At 61.0% G+C, this 16,655-nt stretch carries 13 protein-coding genes; 8 read left to right on the plus strand and 5 right to left on the minus strand.

Translation table 11 applies throughout. The features are described 5' to 3' along the window. Nucleotides 1–73 precede the first annotated feature (73 nt). Nucleotides 74–1,747, plus strand: coding sequence for a hypothetical protein (locus AM571_RS03700; RefSeq protein ID WP_074060239.1), 1,674 nt, complete (start codon nucleotides 74–76; stop codon nucleotides 1,745–1,747). Between the two features lie 120 nt (nucleotides 1,748–1,867). Next, the gene (gene folD / locus AM571_RS03705) at nucleotides 1,868–2,767 is read left to right on the plus strand and encodes a bifunctional methylenetetrahydrofolate dehydrogenase/methenyltetrahydrofolate cyclohydrolase FolD (RefSeq protein ID WP_074060240.1); all 900 of its coding nucleotides are present in this window, start codon (nucleotides 1,868–1,870) and stop codon (nucleotides 2,765–2,767) included. Between the two features lie 3 nt (nucleotides 2,768–2,770). On the opposite strand, the gene AM571_RS03710 is transcribed toward folD, so the two are convergent. Beyond that, nucleotides 2,771–3,793, minus strand: a complete 1,023-nt coding sequence (locus AM571_RS03710; protein ID WP_074060241.1) for a LacI family DNA-binding transcriptional regulator — start codon at nucleotides 3,791–3,793, stop codon at nucleotides 2,771–2,773. 271 nt (nucleotides 3,794–4,064) lie between these two features. Between AM571_RS03710 and AM571_RS03715 the strand changes: the two genes are divergently transcribed. The 6 genes from AM571_RS03715 (at nucleotide 4,065) to AM571_RS03740 (ending at nucleotide 11,086) form a co-directional block, all read left to right on the plus strand. Continuing rightward, entirely contained in the window at nucleotides 4,065–5,426 is a 1,362-nt protein-coding gene (locus tag AM571_RS03715) for an ABC transporter substrate-binding protein (protein WP_074060242.1), read from the plus strand. A gap of 164 nt (nucleotides 5,427–5,590) precedes the next feature. Beyond that, nucleotides 5,591–6,604 (plus strand): carbohydrate ABC transporter permease, encoded by a 1,014-nt coding sequence (locus tag AM571_RS03720; protein ID WP_074060243.1) that lies wholly within the window; start codon nucleotides 5,591–5,593, stop codon nucleotides 6,602–6,604. A gap of 1 nt (nucleotide 6,605) precedes the next feature. Next, nucleotides 6,606–7,769 carry a carbohydrate ABC transporter permease gene (locus AM571_RS03725; protein WP_074060244.1) on the plus strand — a complete coding sequence of 388 codons (1,164 nt, stop codon included), beginning with the start codon at nucleotides 6,606–6,608 and terminating at the stop codon, nucleotides 7,767–7,769. 34 nt (nucleotides 7,770–7,803) lie between these two features. Next, entirely contained in the window at nucleotides 7,804–9,456 is a 1,653-nt protein-coding gene (locus AM571_RS03730; protein WP_074060245.1) for an alpha-glucosidase, read from the plus strand. Nucleotides 9,457–9,477: 21 nt separating this feature from the next. Next, nucleotides 9,478–10,566, plus strand: coding sequence for an ABC transporter ATP-binding protein (locus AM571_RS03735; protein ID WP_074060246.1), 1,089 nt, complete (start codon nucleotides 9,478–9,480; stop codon nucleotides 10,564–10,566). Nucleotides 10,567–10,732: 166 nt separating this feature from the next. Then, nucleotides 10,733–11,086, plus strand: coding sequence for a hypothetical protein (locus tag AM571_RS03740; protein WP_074060247.1), 354 nt, complete (start codon nucleotides 10,733–10,735; stop codon nucleotides 11,084–11,086). Nucleotides 11,087–11,139: 53 nt separating this feature from the next. Here AM571_RS03740 and edd read toward each other — a convergent pair whose 3' ends face one another. From edd to AM571_RS03760, 4 genes are all read right to left on the minus strand, one after another. Continuing rightward, on the minus strand, nucleotides 11,140–12,960 hold the full coding sequence (edd, locus tag AM571_RS03745) for a phosphogluconate dehydratase (RefSeq protein ID WP_074060248.1): 1,821 nt from the start codon (nucleotides 12,958–12,960) through the stop codon (nucleotides 11,140–11,142). A 65-nt stretch (nucleotides 12,961–13,025) separates the two neighbouring features. Beyond that, nucleotides 13,026–13,724: a 6-phosphogluconolactonase gene (gene pgl, locus AM571_RS03750; protein ID WP_074060249.1), complete on the minus strand. Its 699-nt coding sequence runs from the start codon at nucleotides 13,722–13,724 to the stop codon at nucleotides 13,026–13,028. Nucleotides 13,725–13,735: 11 nt separating this feature from the next. Beyond that, nucleotides 13,736–15,211, minus strand: coding sequence for a glucose-6-phosphate dehydrogenase (gene zwf, locus AM571_RS03755; RefSeq protein ID WP_074060250.1), 1,476 nt, complete (start codon nucleotides 15,209–15,211; stop codon nucleotides 13,736–13,738). 135 nt (nucleotides 15,212–15,346) lie between these two features. Further along, nucleotides 15,347–16,645: an NAD(P)/FAD-dependent oxidoreductase gene (locus AM571_RS03760; RefSeq protein ID WP_074060251.1), complete on the minus strand. Its 1,299-nt coding sequence runs from the start codon at nucleotides 16,643–16,645 to the stop codon at nucleotides 15,347–15,349. Between the last annotated feature and the right edge of the window lie 10 nt (nucleotides 16,646–16,655).

Genomic DNA, 16,655 nt, shown 5'->3' on the forward strand with positions numbered 1-16,655 from the left:
CCATGTCTATTTAGAGTGCCTTAATCATCCGCTTCCTGCGGGCGTTCGGCTCGTGCGCGTGAGATATGGCGTCATGTATGACAGCAGGTTAAAGGGCAGCATTGATTGGCGCCGGCCGGCAACGACGGCGCAAGAAGGTGCACGAGAGCGAAATCTCCAAACGCCGTTCATTCGCCCCTCGGAGGCCGAACTGCTGAGGGTGATCGGCAAGGCACTCCAAGAGCAGCACCTGCAGCGGAACCGACCGCCCGAACCGCCGCATCTGGTCGACCGCATCGAGACAATCCTCGAAACAAGGCTGCGTGCCGCAAACGATGTCCGTTCTTTAGAGCCGCCGCACCATGGATTGAAGGCGGCTGCCGGGGCCCCCCAGGTGGATGCAGCAAATCCCGGCGCTCGTCCCGTTGGCCGCCGCAGTTTGGCCAAGCCGATCGGCACAATCGCAGTTGCTGCCTTGGTGGGCGCAGGCCTGCCCCTGCTGATGCCGGCCGAGCCCGCACATTTTGCGGCGCAGGCGGCATTTCATGTGAAGGCGGAAAAAGACGAGCGCGGCGCCGTGATCGCGGCCGCCGTGAAACGCCTGCTTTCCGACCGCACCATGTCTGCTGCCGTCGGGGCGCTGAAGCTCGATCGCGATCTTGAGTTCACCGGAAGCCAAACCACGATCGGCGTAGCACTTGATCTCATTTCGGGCAGTGGTGCAGCCGCCGACGCGGCCTCGCGCGCGGAAGCAGCACTTGCCCGAATGGTCGAGGCCAATGCGGATGAAACTGAGGGCACGGTTCACCTGAAAGTCACGACGGCCAAAGCCGCAAAGTCCTCACGGATCGCTTCTTGGCTTTCAGACATGCTGACGTCAAGCGCCCCTACTGCATCGGCCGAGGCAGGCGCCGGATTGCGCAAGTCCTATGAGGATGCAAAGGCGCAGCTGGCCGCCTTCACCGCAAGCAGCGGCGAAGGCAACGTCAAAGTCGCAAGTGATCTCCAGCAGCGCATCAACCAGCTTGACGCCGATCTCAAGATCGCCGAGCAGCGGATCTCGCTTGCCAAGCAAGAGAGCGATCGTCTCAAGGCGGCCAAGCCCGGCGATGTGCTGAACGGTTCCCTGCCGCTCGATGCGATCTCGCCTGCGCTGCAGGACGCGCGCGACAAATACGTGACCGGGAAGGCGACGCTGTCGCTGCTTTCGAACGAGCTTGGTCCGCGCCATCCGCGCCGTCTCGCTCAGCAGGCTGTCGTTGACGCCCTCAAGGACCAGGTCGAAAAGGAGCTCGCTCGCCAGGCGCAAGAGGCAGGTGCCGCGCTCAAGGCAGCCGCAGAAGCACGAAAGATGCTGAACGATCAGCGCAACATACTGATCGCCCAGAGCCGGGACACCGGCGTCGATCTCGCCAGGCTGACCGAACTGCGCGACAAGACAGAGGCCGCCAGATCGCGCATGGCAGATGCCGTTACGGCGACGGCTTCCGTCGCTGCCCCGATCACGCCCGTCAAGCCAATACAGACCACTGCCGTTGCCGCCGGCCCCGGGCTGCCGGTTCGCTCTGCCGTCGGGGCTGCACTCGCAATGGCGATCGGTCTTGCAGGCATGCTTGGGTTGCGCCTCCTGCGACAGCGCTCCGTTTCTGCCGAGACGCTGACGGTCCCGCAACAGCCGGAGGTGGCAGAAGGTGAACTCGAGCTGCTGCGCGATCGGCTGGCCGGCCTGCGCGACAGGCTGCAAACCCACGGCGCCGGCCATCGTTGACCTCGGCCGCGGCATCATAGCTCTTGCATTTGCCGTTTTTAAACAGGATACGGCGTTCTGAGGCAAACAGCGCGGCTGGCGAGAGCCTAGCTTGCGCGCGAGGCACGGCAGGAGAATCGCGTGACGACAGTGATTAATGGCAAGCAGGTAGCCGCGTCGATAATCGAAACAGTTAAGATGGCGACGTCTTCGCTGGAAAAGCAGAGCGGCGTAAGGACCGGCCTTGCCGTTGTGATCGTCGGAGACGATCCGGCAAGCCACGCCTACGTCAATTCAAAGAGCAGGATGGCCAAGGAGTGCGGCTTCAAGTCGGTGCAGCACACCTTGTCGGCGGCGACGACGCAGGAAGAGCTTGCCGGCCTCGTCTCCTCGCTCAACGCCGATCCGTCGATCCATGGCATACTCGTACAGCTGCCGTTGCCGAAGCATCTGAACAGCGAGCCGATCATCCAGTCGATCCTGCCCGAAAAGGATGTCGACGGGCTGCACGTCGTCAATGCCGGCAAGCTTGCCACTGGCGACCTTGAGACCGGCCTCGTTTCCTGCACGCCGGCCGGTGCCATGGTCTTCGTGCGCCGAATGCATGGTGAGGACCTGTCTGGGCTGAGTGCCGTGGTCATTGGCCGGTCGAACCTCTTTGGCAAGCCGATGGCACAGTTGCTGCTCAATGCCAATGCGACGGTGACGATCGCCCATTCGCGCACAAAGGATCTGCCCGCCGTCTGCCGCAATGCCGATATCCTGGTGGCGGCGGTCGGCCGTCCGCAGATGGTCAAGGCCGATTGGGTCAAACCCGGCGCCACCGTCATCGATGTCGGCATCAACCGCATCGCCGCACCGGACAGGGGCGAGGGCAAAACACGGCTGGTCGGCGACGTCGCCTTCGAAGAAGCATTGAATGTTGCCGCGGTGATCACCCCGGTTCCAGGTGGAGTGGGCCCGATGACGATTGCCATGCTGATGGCCAATACCGTCATTGCCGCCCATCGCGCCGCTGGCCAGACGCCGCCGAAGTTTTAAGACCTATCGTGGTGCAGGGCCGGTCGAGGCCCTGACGATCAGCTCCGCTTTCCACAGCTCGTGGTCCGGATAGGAGCCGATCGCTTTGACGGTGCCGATCAGGCGCTGCGCAATCCGGGCGCCGGCGGCGCGAAGAGACGAGCGCGTCGTCGTCAGCGGGACGGAAAAATTCTCTGGCTTCAGAAGCGGCAGCTCGTCGTCATGGGCGATAAGCGAGAGATCCTCACCGAGCCTCAGGCCGGCCTGGTTCAGGGCGCGGATCGCCCCGAGCGCGAGCACGGTGCTGGAGCATAGGACGGCAGTCGGACGCTCCGGCATCTGCAGAAACTGCTCCATCGCGATCAGGCCTTGCTCGTCGGTCATCAGTGAGTGACTGACGCAGGTTCCCGAAAGGCTCAGCCCCCGTTCCGACAAGGCCGCGACGACGCCGTTCTTCCGGCGGATCGCAAAGTCGAGATGCGCCGGCCCGTTCATCAGTGCGAATCGCGTATGGCCGAGCTGCAGCAAAAGTTTCGTCCCATCGTAGAAGGCAGTCTCGTTGTCGATATCGAGATAGGGATAATCCGGCTCCGACCCGAACGAGCGGCCATGCACGATGAAAGGCATTGCCAGCGATTTCAGCATCGCGAGGCGCGGGTCGTGAGCGCGCATTGAGGCAACGAAAAGCGCATCGACATTGCCGCTGATCGCCAGACGGCGCAGTGCGGCCACTTCGTCGTCGGGGTCCGAAGGCATGATGACGAGGTGGAAGTCCTGCCGGACGGCTTCTTCTCCAAGGCCGGCCAGAAACTCGCCGAAATGTATATCCGATTGATGTCCGGGCGCCATCGGCATTACCAGTCCGATCGAGCCTGCCTTGCCGGTCGCAAGACGCTGAGCCGCCTTGTTCGGCCGGTACCCTGTCTCCTTGACGGCGCGAAGCACACGTTCGCGCGTCGCCTCGTTGACTTCTGGATAGCCATTGAGTGCACGGCTGACCGTCGTTTGCGAAAGACCGAGCAATTGCGAGAGCTGTTTGAGATTCACCTGCCGCGTTTCCTCCTCAGTGCCCTCAACACACACTCTCCATCCAAAGCGCTTTCAATTATGGAGCAACTGGGGCGCTTGACTCAAGGAAAATCGCTCCATATTTCCCTCAAGGTGCCGCTTCGACGGGCGATGCAGGCCCCCGGTTTCGCGGCATTCTCGAAATGTCTTGACTCTTTTCTGCCGAAAGTGAAATGAGTGTCAAAGCGCTTTGGAATTTGCTGCCGGTAGTCGGGAAGCGTCGTTGGGATTGTGATGGGAGGTTGATCACATGAAGAAAATTCTTTTGATGGGGGTTGCCATAACGGCGCTGTTTGCCGGGGCAGCTTCTGCTGCCGATCTGAAGTTTCCTCCAGGTCAGGATACGAAGTTCAACTGGAAGAGCTATGAGGAGTTCAAGGCCGCGCACGCCGATTTGAAAGGCGAGCCGCTGACAATCTTTGGGCCGTGGCGCGGTGAGGATGAGGCTTTCTTCCGCAGCATTCTCGCTTATTTCACAGAAGCGACGGGCATCGATGCCACCTATTCATCCTCCGAAAACTACGAACAGCAGATCGTCATCGACACACAGGCGGGCTCGCCTCCGAACGTCGCGATCCTGCCGCAGCCCGGCCTGCTGGCCGATCTCGCCAGCAAGGGCCTCTTGACGCCGCTGGGCGAGGAGAACGCCAAATGGGTGAAGGACAACTACGGCGCGGGCGACAGCTGGGTCGGATACGGCACCTACAAGGGCAAGGACGGCAAGGAGGGTTACTTTGCATTCCCTTACAAGGCCGACGTGAAGTCGCTTGTCTGGTATGTCCCGGAAAACTTCAAGGAAGCTGGATATAAGGTTCCGACCACGATGGAAGAGCTCCATGCCCTGTCGGAGCAGATCGTCAAGGACGGTGGCGTTCCATGGTGCATCGGCCTCGGCTCCGGCGGCGCGACCGGCTGGCCCGCGACCGACTGGATCGAAGACATCATGCTGCGCATGAACAAGCCCGATGTCTATGACAAGTGGACCACGAACGAAGTGAAGTTCACCGATCCGGCCGTCGTTGCCGCGATCGAAGAATTCGGAAAGTTCGCCAAGAACGAGAGCTATGTCGATGGCGGTGCTGCGGCCGTTGCTTCGACCGACTTCCGCGACAGCCCGAAGGGTCTCTTCGCCGTACCGCCGAAGTGCTACCTGCACCATCAGGCTTCGTTCATCCCGTCCTTCTTCCCCGAAGGCACGAAGCTCGGTCAGGACGCCGACTTCTTCTATATGCCGACCTATGCGGCGCATGCCGACCTCGGCAAGCCGGTTCTCGGTGCCGGCACGCTCGTCACGATCACCAAGGATTCGAAGGCCGCCCGCGCTTTCGTCGAATTCCTGAAGACGCCGATCGCCCACGAGGTCTGGATGGCGCAGTCGAGCTTCCTGACGCCGTACAAGGGCGTGAACACCGCAGCTTATGCCAACGAGCAGATGAAGCGGGAAGGCGAGATCCTGACGACGGCCACGACCTTCCGCTTCGACGGTTCGGATCTGATGCCCGGCAAGATCGGCGCTGGCGCCTTCTGGACAGGCATGGTCGATTTCGTCGGCGGCAAGTCTGCCGAAGACACCGGCAAGGAAATCCAGGCCGCCTGGGACGGCATCAAGTAACGCGATTGCCGGTGCCGCGGGAAAGCCGCGGCATTGCTGGCCAAGAAATGACCGGGCCCGTCAAGGTCCGGTCGACGCCGGATCCTGTGATCAAACGCATAAAGAAGTTGACGGTAACTGGTGTCGGCCCTTCAACATAGACAAGGGTAGCACGGGAGGGACGAATGCTGTCGCAGATAGTTTCCGCGTTGGGCGTTGTGGTGGTGGCGGTATTCGCCTGCTCGGCCTACTTCTATTTTTCGAACAAGATCCTGGATCTGGCGCTACCCGTGAAGGATGGCGACATTCGTTCTGCGGCGCGCAATCTGAACCGCCGCGCGATGATCCGCCCGTGGCTCTTTCTCGGGCCGGCGCTGTTTTTGCTGGTCGTCTATCTTGTCTACCCGGTCGTGGCGACCTTCATCCTCTCCTTCTACGATCGCTCCGGCGAGCAGTTCGTCGGCTTTGCAAATTACCAGTGGGCCTTCTCGGATCGTGAATTCCGCCAATCGATCTTTAACAACATTCTCTGGCTCGCCGTCGTTCCGGCGGCCTGCACCTTCTTCGGCCTGGTCATCGCAGTCATGACCGACCGCATCTGGTGGGGCAACATCGCAAAGAGCATCGTCTTCATGCCGATGGCGATCTCCTTTGTCGGCGCATCCGTCATCTGGAAGTTCATCTACGAGTTTCGCGGCGGCAACGACACCCAGATCGGACTATTGAACGCGATCGTGCAGCTTTTCGGCGGGACGCCGCAGGTGTGGATTTCGGTGCCATTCTGGAACAATTTCTTCCTCATGGTGATCTTGATCTGGATCCAGACCGGCTTTGCCATGGTCATCCTGTCTGCGGCGCTGCGCGGTATCCCGGAAGAAACCATCGAGGCGGCTGTCATCGACGGCGCCAACGGCTGGCAAATCTTCTGGCGCATCATGGTGCCGCAGGTCTGGGGGACGATCGCCGTCGTATGGACCACCATCACCATTCTCGTGCTGAAGGTTTTCGACATCGTTTTGACCATGACCAACGGCCAATGGAACTCGATGGTACTTGCCAACCTGATGTTCAACTGGATGTTCCGCGGAGGCGGCGATTCGGGCCGAAGCGCCGTCATCGCCCTCATCATCATGCTGGCTGTCACGCCGATCATGGTTTGGAACGTCCGCCGCGCCAACCGCGAGCTGGGAGGCCACTGAGATGACGCTTGCCAGAGATTTCTTCAAGATTGGCCCAGCTCGCCTTTTCGTGCACTTCGTCGTTCTGGTCATCGTGATCCTGTGGCTGATTCCGACGCTCGGCATCTTCATCAGCTCGTTGCGAGACAAGGATCAGCTCGTCGTCTCCGGCTGGTGGACGGCCTTCGCCGGCTCCTCGCGTACCGTTGCATCCCGCCTTGGACAGCCCGACCAGCAGAAGCAAGAGGGTGCGACCTATGTAATCGCCGGCAATGTCCTGGAGGGCCAGGAGGGGCGTTCGATCAGAGCCTTCGGCACGCGTGTCCAGCAGCCCGCTGCCTATAGCGCTGGTGAGACCGCTGACCTTGGCGACGGCGTCTCGTTGCTCGTCAACAGCGACGGCACCTACCGCTACATGAAGAATGCCCCCTTCGGCCCGGACGACGGCGGCCGGCGCGTCTACGTTTCGATCGCAACGCCGCCGGAATTCACGATGCAGAACTACCGGACGGTCTTGACGGGCGAGGGCATCGGCCAATCCTTCATCAATTCGCTGACGGTGACGATCCCTGCGACCATCATTCCGATCCTCATCGCTGCTTTTGCAGCATACGCCTTGAGCTGGATGGAGTTCCCGGGCCGCGCACTGTTGATCGCGCTCGTCGTCGGCCTCATCGTCGTGCCGCTGCAGATGTCGCTGATCCCGCTGCTGCGCCTCTATAACACGGTTGGCGCGGCTTTCGACGCGCCGTCCAAGACCTATCTCGGCATCTGGCTGGCGCACACGGCCTTCGGCATGCCGCTGGCCATTTACCTGCTGCGCGCCTATATCGCAGGGCTGCCGAAGGAGATCATCGAATCTGCGCGCGTCGACGGTGCCAGCGATTTCGAAATCTTCGTCCGCATCGTCTTGCCTCTTTCTTTCCCCGCGCTTGCATCCTTCGCGATCTTCCAGTTCCTCTGGGTGTGGAACGACCTGCTGGTTGCCATGGTCTTCCTGGGCACCGACAGGCAGCATCTCGTGCTGACCGGCGCGCTGAACGCGCTGCTCGGCTCGCGCGGCGGCAACTGGGAAATCCTGACGGCTTCGGCCTTCGTCACCATCATCGTACCGCTGCTCGTCTTCTTCGGGCTGCAGCGCTATCTGGTGCGCGGCCTGCTTGCCGGTTCGGTCAAGGGAGGCTGATCATACCAACACGACACATCCCGCAGGATAAGACATGAGCATAGCATCTCAATTCACTTCGACCGTCGACAAGGACTGGTGGCGCGGTGCGGTAATCTATCAGATCTACCCGCGCTCCTTTCAGGATTCAAACGGCGACGGCATCGGCGATCTGAAGGGCATAACCGCCCGCCTGCCCTATGTGGCAAGCCTCGGTGCCGACGCGATCTGGATTTCGCCCTTCTTCACCTCGCCGATGCGCGATTTCGGCTACGACGTGTCGGATTACGAGAACGTTGACGCAATTTTCGGCACTCTGGTAGATTTCGACACGATGATTGCCGAGGCCCATCGCCTCGGCATCAAGGTGATGATCGACCTTGTCATCTCACACAGCTCGGACCAGCACCCCTGGTTTGCCGAGAGCCGCTCCAGCAAGACGAATGCAAAGGCGGATTGGTATGTCTGGGCGGATGCAAAGCCGGATGGCGCGCCGCCGAACAACTGGCTGTCGATTTTCGGCGGCTCGGCATGGGCGTGGGATCCGCGCCGCATGCAGTATTACCTGCACAATTTCCTGACCTCGCAGCCGGACATGAACCTGCACAATCTGGAAGTACAGGACCGGTTGCTCAATGTTGTCCGCTTCTGGCTAACGCGCGGCGTCGACGGATTCCGTCTCGATACGATCAATTTCTATTTCCACGACCAGCAGCTGCGCGACAATCCGGCGCTGCCGCCCGCCCGCCGCAACGCTTCGACGGCGCCGGCGGTCAATCCCTATAATTTCCAGGAACACATCTACGACAAGAACCGGCCGGAGAACCTGGAGTTCCTGAAACGCTTCCGGGCAGTTCTGGAGGAGTTTCCGGCAATCGCGGCCGTCGGCGAGGTAGGTGACAGCCAGCGCGGCCTGGAGATCGTCGGCGAATACACCTCCGGAAACGACAAGATGCATATGTGCTATGCCTTCGAGTTTCTCGCCCCCGATCCGCTATCGCCGGAGCGGGTCGAAGAAGTGATGGCCGATTTCGCCGCCGCAGCGCCTGATGGCTGGGCCTGCTGGGCATTTTCCAACCACGACGTCATGCGTCATGTCAGCCGCTGGGGCTCGCTCGTCGCCGATCATGACGCATTTGCCAAGCAATATGCTTCGCTGCTGATGACACTGCGTGGCTCGGTCTGCCTTTATCAGGGAGAGGAGCTCGGCCTCACCGAAGCCGATCTTGCCTACCAGGATTTACAGGATCCGTACGGCATCCAGTTCTGGCCGGAATACAAGGGACGCGACGGCTGCCGCACGCCCATGGTCTGGGACTCGCAGGTTTCCCAGGGCGGCTTTTCGACCGTCACGCCATGGCTGCCGGTGCCGGTGGAGCATATCCTGCGCGCCGTCAGCGTGCAGCAGGGCGACGAGAATTCCGTACTCGAGCACTACCGCCGCTTCCTCGCTTTTCGCAAGCAGTATCCGGCGTTTGCCAAGGGCGAGATCGAGTTCGAGCAGCCGCAAGGCGATGCGCTTGTCTTCACGCGCAGATATGGCAACGAGCAATTGCTCTGCATTTTCAACATGAGCCCGGTTGAAATCAACGTCAGCTTGCCGATGGGAGAATGGCAGGCATTGACGGGACATGGTTTCACCAGCAACAACTACGGCGACAAGATCGACATTCCGGCTTGGGGGGCGTATTTCGCCCGTCTCGCCTAAGGATCAGGAGGGGAGCATCAAATGACTGGACTTACTCTGAAGGAAATCCGCAAATCCTACGGCTCCGTGGATGTCCTCCACGGCATCGACCTGGAAATCAACCAGGGTGAGTTCATTGTCTTCGTGGGGCCGTCTGGTTGCGGCAAGTCCACGCTGTTGCGCATGATCGCGGGCCTTGAGAACATCACGGGCGGCGAGATGTATATCGACGGCCAACTCGTCAACGACGTCCCGCCGTCGAAGCGCGGCATCGCCATGGTGTTCCAGTCCTACGCGCTTTATCCGCACATGACCGTCTTCGACAATATGGCTTTCGGCATGAAGATCGCCGGCGAAAGCAAACAGGAGATCGACCGTCGCGTGAGAGCTGCCGCCGATAGCCTGCAGCTTACCAATTATCTCGACCGCCTGCCGAAGGCACTTTCCGGTGGCCAGCGCCAGCGCGTTGCGATCGGCCGCGCCATCTGCCGCGATCCGAAGGTCTTCCTCTTTGACGAGCCGCTGTCGAACCTCGACGCAGCATTGCGCGTCGCAACCCGTATCGAGATCGCCCGCCTCAATGAGCAGATGGCCGATACCACGATGATTTACGTCACCCACGACCAGGTCGAGGCGATGACGCTTGCCGACCGCATCGTCGTCCTGTCTGCCGGCCACATCGAGCAGGTCGGCGCACCGCTGGAGCTTTACGAGCGTCCGGCAAACCTCTTCGTCGCGAAGTTCATCGGCTCGCCGGCCATGAACATCATCCCCTCCACCATCAGCAAGGCGGGTCCAACCACGACGATCACGCTGAAGGGCGGCAGGTCGGTCACGCTCGACATTGCGACCCCTGTCTCCGAAAACGGCAAGACGGCAAGTTTCGGGGTACGCCCTGAAGACCTGCAGATCGCCAATGGCGACGACTATATCTTCGAAGGCGAGGTCTCGATCGTCGAAGCGCTCGGCGAGGTCACGCTGCTTTATATCGAAGGCCTGGTGCCGGGCGAGCCGATCATCGCCAAGCTGCCGGGTATTACCGACATCAGGAAAGGTCAGAAGATGAGGTTCGCTGCTGATCGCTCGAAACTGCATCTTTTCGATGCCGAGGGCCACACTTACAGAAGCTAGCAGACTATTTTTGGGTGGTTCTTTGTGAGCGCCTGAAACGCAGCGATCATCACTTTCTGTTAAACATCCGCTGCTAGCTTTCCCTTGTAGTTATAAGGGGATCAGGGTCGTGGGTGCATCCAATCCATTGCCTTCAGGGCATTTTCTCAACAGGGAAGAATCCTTCATGTACGACCGCGAACAGCGGTTCAAAATGGAGGATACGATGAACGCAGCGCGCATCGAGTACACCGAAAAGGGCGTCATGCACATGGCGTCCCGGCGCTGCGATATCGTGCGAATTTCGATGAGCAGCGCGATCCTGGCGATCCTGACGCAGTTCACCCTGCCCAAGCAGTTTTATCTGGACATTCCCGATGCTCGCATCACCAAGGTCGGCTGCATGCTGATGCGGGTGAACACCAACAATACCATCGAGGTTCGCTTTCTGCGCCTGCTGACGCAGAAGGAAATGAACAAGATCTTCGTCTACAGCACGCATCCGGCGCATCGCGACTACGTTCTAGACGTTCGCGCCTGATCGGAGGTTTCCAAAATTGAACAAGCCCGCGATCCGTTCGCGGGCTGTTTGCGTCAGTGGAAGAGGACGCTGGCGCCGTGGTCGGAGGTGCCGACGGCGCGGCGGAACGGAGCGAAGAGCTCGCGGCCCATGCCGAATTCATTGTCCGAAAGATCTGCCGTTACCGGCTCGCGGTCTGCCAGGGTGGCGGCATCAAGCAGGACCTCCAGCGTGCCGCGGATCGCATCGAGCCGGATGATGTCGCCGTCCTTTATGCGGGCGATCGGCCCGCCTTCGACAGCCTCCGGCGTGACATGGATCGCAGCCGGAACCTTGCCCGACGCGCCGGACATGCGTCCGTCCGTCAAAAGCGCGACGTGGAAGCCGCGGTCCTGCAGCACGCCGAGCGGCGGCGTCAGCTTGTGAAGCTCCGGCATGCCGTTCGCCTTCGGCCCCTGGAAGCGCACAACCGCCACGAAGTCGCGATTGAGCTTGCCTTCCTTGAAGGCGTCCTGCAGCTCCTGCTGGCTATGAAAGACGATCGCCGGTGCCTCGATGATATGGCGGTCCGGCTTCACCGCGGAGATCTTGATGACCGCCTTGCCGAGATTGCCGCGCAGCATCTTCAGGCCGCCATTTGCCTGGAACGGCGTTTCGATGCTGGCGAGCACCTTGCCATCATGGCTCTTTTGCGGTGCCGGTTCGCGAACCACAGTGCCGTTGTCGCCGAGGCGCACGTCGATCGTATAGGCCTGGAGACCCTGGCCGGCAACCGTGCGCACGTCGTCGTGCAGCATGCCCTTCTTCAAAAGCTCCTTGATGAGAAAGCCCATCCCGCCTGCGGCGTGAAAATGGTTCACATCCGCAAGACCGTTCGGATAGACGCGGGCAAGCAGCGGGATTTCCTCGGAGAGTTCGGCAATATCCTGCCAGGTGAGCTGGATGCCGGCAGCGCGTGCCATGGCGACGAGATGCAGCGTGTGGTTCGTGGAGCCGCCGGTTGCGTGGAGGCCGACGACTCCGTTGACGATGGATCGTTCATCGATCATTTCGCCGGCCGGGGTGAATTCGTTTCCGAGCGCGGTGATCGCCAGCGCGCGCTTTGCCGCCTCGCGCGTCAGCGCTTCGCGCAGCGGCGTACCCGGATTGATGAAGGACGAGCCGGGCAGATGGAAGCCCATGATCTCCATCAGCATCTGGTTGGAGTTTGCCGTGCCGTAGAAGGTGCAGGTTCCAGGACCGTGATAGGATTTGGATTCGGCCTCGAGCAGCTCGGCGCGGCCGACCTTGCCTTCCGCATAGAGCTGGCGGACACGAGACTTCTCGTCGTTTGGCAGTCCGCTGGTCATCGGCCCCGCCGGAACGAAGATCGAGGGCAGGTGGCCAAAGGAGAGGGCCGCGATCACGAGGCCCGGCACGATCTTGTCGCAGACGCCGAGGAACAGCGCCGCATCGAACATGTTGTGCGACAGGCCGATGCCGGCAGACATGGCAATCAGGTCGCGGGAAAAGAGCGACAGCTCCATTCCCGGCTGGCCCTGAGTGACGCCGTCGCACATGGCCGGAACGCCGCCGGCGACCTGGGCAATGCCGCCAGCTTGCGCCGCCGCTTCGCGAATGATCGCAGGATAGGTCTCGAACGGCTGATGGGCCGAGAGCATATCGTTGTAGGCGGTTATGATGCCGAGATTGGGCACGCGGTCGCCCGCCAGTGCATCCTTTTCGGAGGGGGAACAGATCGCAAAGCCGTGGGCGAGGTTGGCGCAGCCGAGTATCGAGCGACTCACGCCCCTGGAAGTGGCGGCCTGCAGGCGTTCCAGGTAACGCTCGCGCGTCGGTTTCGATCGTTCGACGATGCGGGATGTGATCGCGGAAATGCGTGCGTTAGCGGACATGGGAGGTATCCTGCCTTGGTTGGTCTCAAGTTTTACGTTCGGCGGCTCTGCCCGAAGGCTTGGCCTTATGGCGCCCAGTAGATTTCGACCGGGGAAGCCGCCCGGCGCAGAACGGCCCGGACCGGCATCTCGGCCTCTTCTCCGGTACCTTGTGCTTTCGCCAGCGCATCTTTCTTACCCGCGCCCTCGATGTGAAGCACAAGGAGGCCGGCATCGTGAAGGCTGGAGAAGGTGAAGGTCAGGCGCGGCTCGCCGGCGCCTTCCGCTTCCATCGTGATGATGCCGCGTGGCGTCGCCGGATCGAGCGCGGCGGCAAGGTTGCTGCCGCCGGGAAAGAACGATGCCGTGTGGCCGTCGCCGCCCATACCGAGGATCACCACATCGAACGGATTGCCGATCGCTTTCATCTCGGCAGTCGCAAGCTTTGCCGCATCTTCGGCAGAGGCTGATTTTCGATAGAGCGGCAGGAAGCGCGCCGCCTTCGCCTTGTTCTGCAGCAGATTGTTTGCGACCAGCAGATGGTTCGAACGCTCATTGTCGGCGGGAACGAAGCGCTCGTCAACAAGCGTGACGGTCACCTTGCTCCAGTCGAGGTCGCGGACGGAGAGCGCCTGGAAGAAGGCCTTCGGGGTCGAGCCGCCGGAAACGGCGATGCTGGCCGCTGCGCGGGCTTTGATCGCTGTAGAAAGCCGCTCCGTCACCTTGTCCGCAAGGTCATTTGCAAGTTCGGCTGCATTGGTAAAGTCATGCAAAATTGCTGCCATCGCTCGCGATCCTAGATGTTGTCGTGCCAGGTGCGGCCTTCACGCTCGATGAGCGCGATGGCCTGGCTTGGGCCCCAAGTGCCGGCGGTATAGCCTTGAACGAGCTGCCCGGTTGTCTCCCAACCCTTGAGTATCGGATCGACCCACTGCCAGGCAGCTTCAACTTCGTCGCGGCGCATGAAGAGCGTCTGGTTGGAACGGACGACGTCCATCAGCAGGCGCTCATAGGCGTCCGGATTGCGCACATTGAAGGCTGACGCAAAGCTCATGTCGAGCGAGACGTTGCGCAGGCGCATGCCGCCCGGGCCGGGATCCTTGATCATCAGCGATTGCTTGACGCCTTCGTCCGGCTGCAGGCGGATGATGAGCTGGTTCTGGTTGATGCGGCCGGCAGCCTGGTCGAAGATTGCATGCGGGATCGGCTTGAAGGTAATGACGATTTCGGACATGCGGCCGGTAAGGCGCTTGCCGGTACGAATGAAGAACGGAACACCCGCCCAGCGCCAATTGTTGATCTCAGCCTTGATGGCAACGAAGGTTTCGGTGTTGGAAACGCCGCCTTCGAGCTCTTCGAGGTAGCCCTTGACCGGGCCGCTGCCGGAGGCGCCGGCGCGATACTGGCCGCGCACGGTGACCTGCTCGACATTGGACGCATCGATCGGCTTCAGGGCGCGCAGGACCTTCAGCTTCTCGTCACGGACCGCCTCGGAATCCATCGATGACGGCACTTCCATGGCCGTCAGGCACAGGAGCTGCAGAATGTGGTTCTGCACCATGTCGCGCAATGCGCCGGCGGTGTCATAGTAACCGGCGCGGCCTTCGAGGCCGACGGCCTCGGCCACCGTGATCTGCACGTGATCGATGTAATTGGCGTTCCACAGCGGCTCGTACAGGGCGTTCGCAAAGCGCAGCGCCATCAGGTTCTGCACCGTTTCCTTGCCGAGATAGTGGTCGATACGGAAGATCTGCTCTTCCTTGAAAACGCGGCCGATCGTATCGTTCAGTGACAGTGCCGAGGAAAGGTCGCGCCCGATCGGCTTTTCGACGACGATGCGCGTCGACTTGGTGATCAGCTTGTGTTCGGCGATCTTCTGCGAGATGTCGCCGAAGATGCCGGGTGCGACGGCGAGGTAGAAGGCGCGGACGCGGTCCTTGCCCTCGTCGAGGAGCTTCTTCAGCTGATCCCAGCCGCCGTCAGAACGCGCGTCTACGGAGACGTAAAAGAGGCGCCTGCAGAATGTCTCGACTTCCGCCTCGTCATACTCGCCCTTCTTCAGATGTTCCTTGAGGGCATCCTGAGCGAACTTGCGGTATTCGTCATCGGAAAGCGGGCTGCGCGAAGCGCCGATAATGCGCGTCGGCTCGCTGAACTGGCCCTCGATCTGGCGGTGATAAAGGGCGGGAAGGAGCTTGCGCTCGGCAAGATCGCCGCTGCCGCCGAAGACGACATAATCAAAGGGTTCGACGGGAATGATCTGGCTGCTCATGAGCTCTTCTTTCAATCAGGCTGGTTGCGGCCGTTTTAATCTAATCGATTTAAAAAAGCCAGTGTGCGATGCAATGAATCTGTCGGGTCCCGGTTTTAATGCGAATTGGCCCGGGAGGAAATCCCGCAGTTGCCCTTAAAACTTGTCGCGCAGAGCAAACCACGACAAGGCCAGGAAAAGCAGGGGCGCGCGCATTGCCGCGCCACCGGGAAATGCCGGAATGTCGAGCGCCTTGAAGAGCTCGAGATCGGTCGATTTTCCAAGCACCGTTTCTGCATAAAGTTTGCCGCAATAATTTGACAGCATCACTCCATGGCCCGAATAGCCGCCGATTGAGGTGACGCCGGGCATCACTTCGCGCACGAAGGGCTGGCGCGGCATCGTTATGCCGACGCTGCCGCCCCAGGCATGGGTGATCTCGATGTCGCGCAGGGCCGGATAGATTTCGGCGATCTGGCGGCGGATATGGTCGCTGATATCGCGCGGATTGTCGGCGGTATAGGCTTCCCGCCCGCCGAAAAGCAGCCGGCCATCCCTGGACTTCCGGAAATAACGCACGACGAAACGCGAGTCGGCGACGGCTTCGCCACCGGGAAGCACGGCAGGATATCTGTCGAGCGGCACGGTTGCGCCGATGAAGGAGCGGATCGGCATGACATGGCTTGCCGTCACCGGCTCCAGATTGCCGATATAGCCGTTGCAGGCAATCAGCGCGCGGCTGGCGGCAATCGTGCCCTTCGGCGTTTCGATCGTCACCTTGCCGCCGCTCTGGCCGATTGCGGTTGCCTTGGTCATCTCGAAAATCTGCGCTCCGGCATTGGCCGCAACGCTGGCCAGCCCGATCAGCAGTTTCAGCGGATGAATGTGGCCGGTGCCGATGTCGCGCACGCCGCAGTAATAGCGTTTGGAGCCGAGGCGTTCCTGCGTCTCTGCTTTGTCCATGAACCGCACGTGCGGATAATCGTAACGAGTGGCGGCGATCTCGGCATTTTCGTAGTAGAAGCGTTTGTAGCTCTCCTTGTGCGAGACGTTCATCTGGCCGGGCATGAATTCGATATCGATCTGGTGTTCGGTCGCAAAATCGAGCAGGTGTTTCTTGGAGGCCTCGGCAAGATCGAAGAGCGCTTTGGAACGCTCGTAGCCGATCTTTTCCTCCAGTTCCTCCGGCCACCAGCGCTGGCCGGTGCCGAGCTGCCCGCCGTTGCGACCGGATGCCCCGTCGCCGAAACGGCAGGCATCGATCAGCACGACCGAGACGCCGGCTTTCGCCAGATTGTATGCCGCCTGCAGGCCGGTATAGCCACCGCCCACGATGGCGACGTCGCATGTCTTCGATCCGTCAAGCTCCCGATAGGTCGGCCGCTCGCCCACCGTCGCCTGGTACCATGAAACGCCCGGCGCGATGGGGCTCTGCCAGTTTTCTTGCACCGTCATGCGGGCGGCC

This window comes from Rhizobium etli 8C-3 (assembly GCF_001908375.1).
Lineage (GTDB): Bacteria > Pseudomonadota > Alphaproteobacteria > Rhizobiales > Rhizobiaceae > Rhizobium > Rhizobium etli_B.

Coding starts and splice junctions, on each gene's coding strand:
- AM571_RS03700 (WP_074060239.1), top strand. CDS start 74: ATGTATGACAGCAGGTTAAAGGGCAGCATTGATTGGCGCCGGCCGGCA.
- AM571_RS03715 (WP_074060242.1), top strand. CDS start 4,065: ATGAAGAAAATTCTTTTGATGGGGGTTGCCATAACGGCGCTGTTTGCC.
- AM571_RS03720 (WP_074060243.1), top strand. CDS start 5,591: ATGCTGTCGCAGATAGTTTCCGCGTTGGGCGTTGTGGTGGTGGCGGTA.
- AM571_RS03725 (WP_074060244.1), top strand. CDS start 6,606: ATGACGCTTGCCAGAGATTTCTTCAAGATTGGCCCAGCTCGCCTTTTC.
- AM571_RS03730 (WP_074060245.1), top strand. CDS start 7,804: ATGAGCATAGCATCTCAATTCACTTCGACCGTCGACAAGGACTGGTGG.
- AM571_RS03735 (WP_074060246.1), top strand. CDS start 9,478: ATGACTGGACTTACTCTGAAGGAAATCCGCAAATCCTACGGCTCCGTG.
- AM571_RS03740 (WP_074060247.1), top strand. CDS start 10,733: ATGTACGACCGCGAACAGCGGTTCAAAATGGAGGATACGATGAACGCA.
- edd (WP_074060248.1), bottom strand. CDS start 12,960: ATGTCCGCTAACGCACGCATTTCCGCGATCACATCCCGCATCGTCGAA.
- pgl (WP_074060249.1), bottom strand. CDS start 13,724: ATGGCAGCAATTTTGCATGACTTTACCAATGCAGCCGAACTTGCAAAT.
- zwf (WP_074060250.1), bottom strand. CDS start 15,211: ATGAGCAGCCAGATCATTCCCGTCGAACCCTTTGATTATGTCGTCTTC.
- AM571_RS03760 (WP_074060251.1), bottom strand. CDS start 16,645: ATGACGGTGCAAGAAAACTGGCAGAGCCCCATCGCGCCGGGCGTTTCA.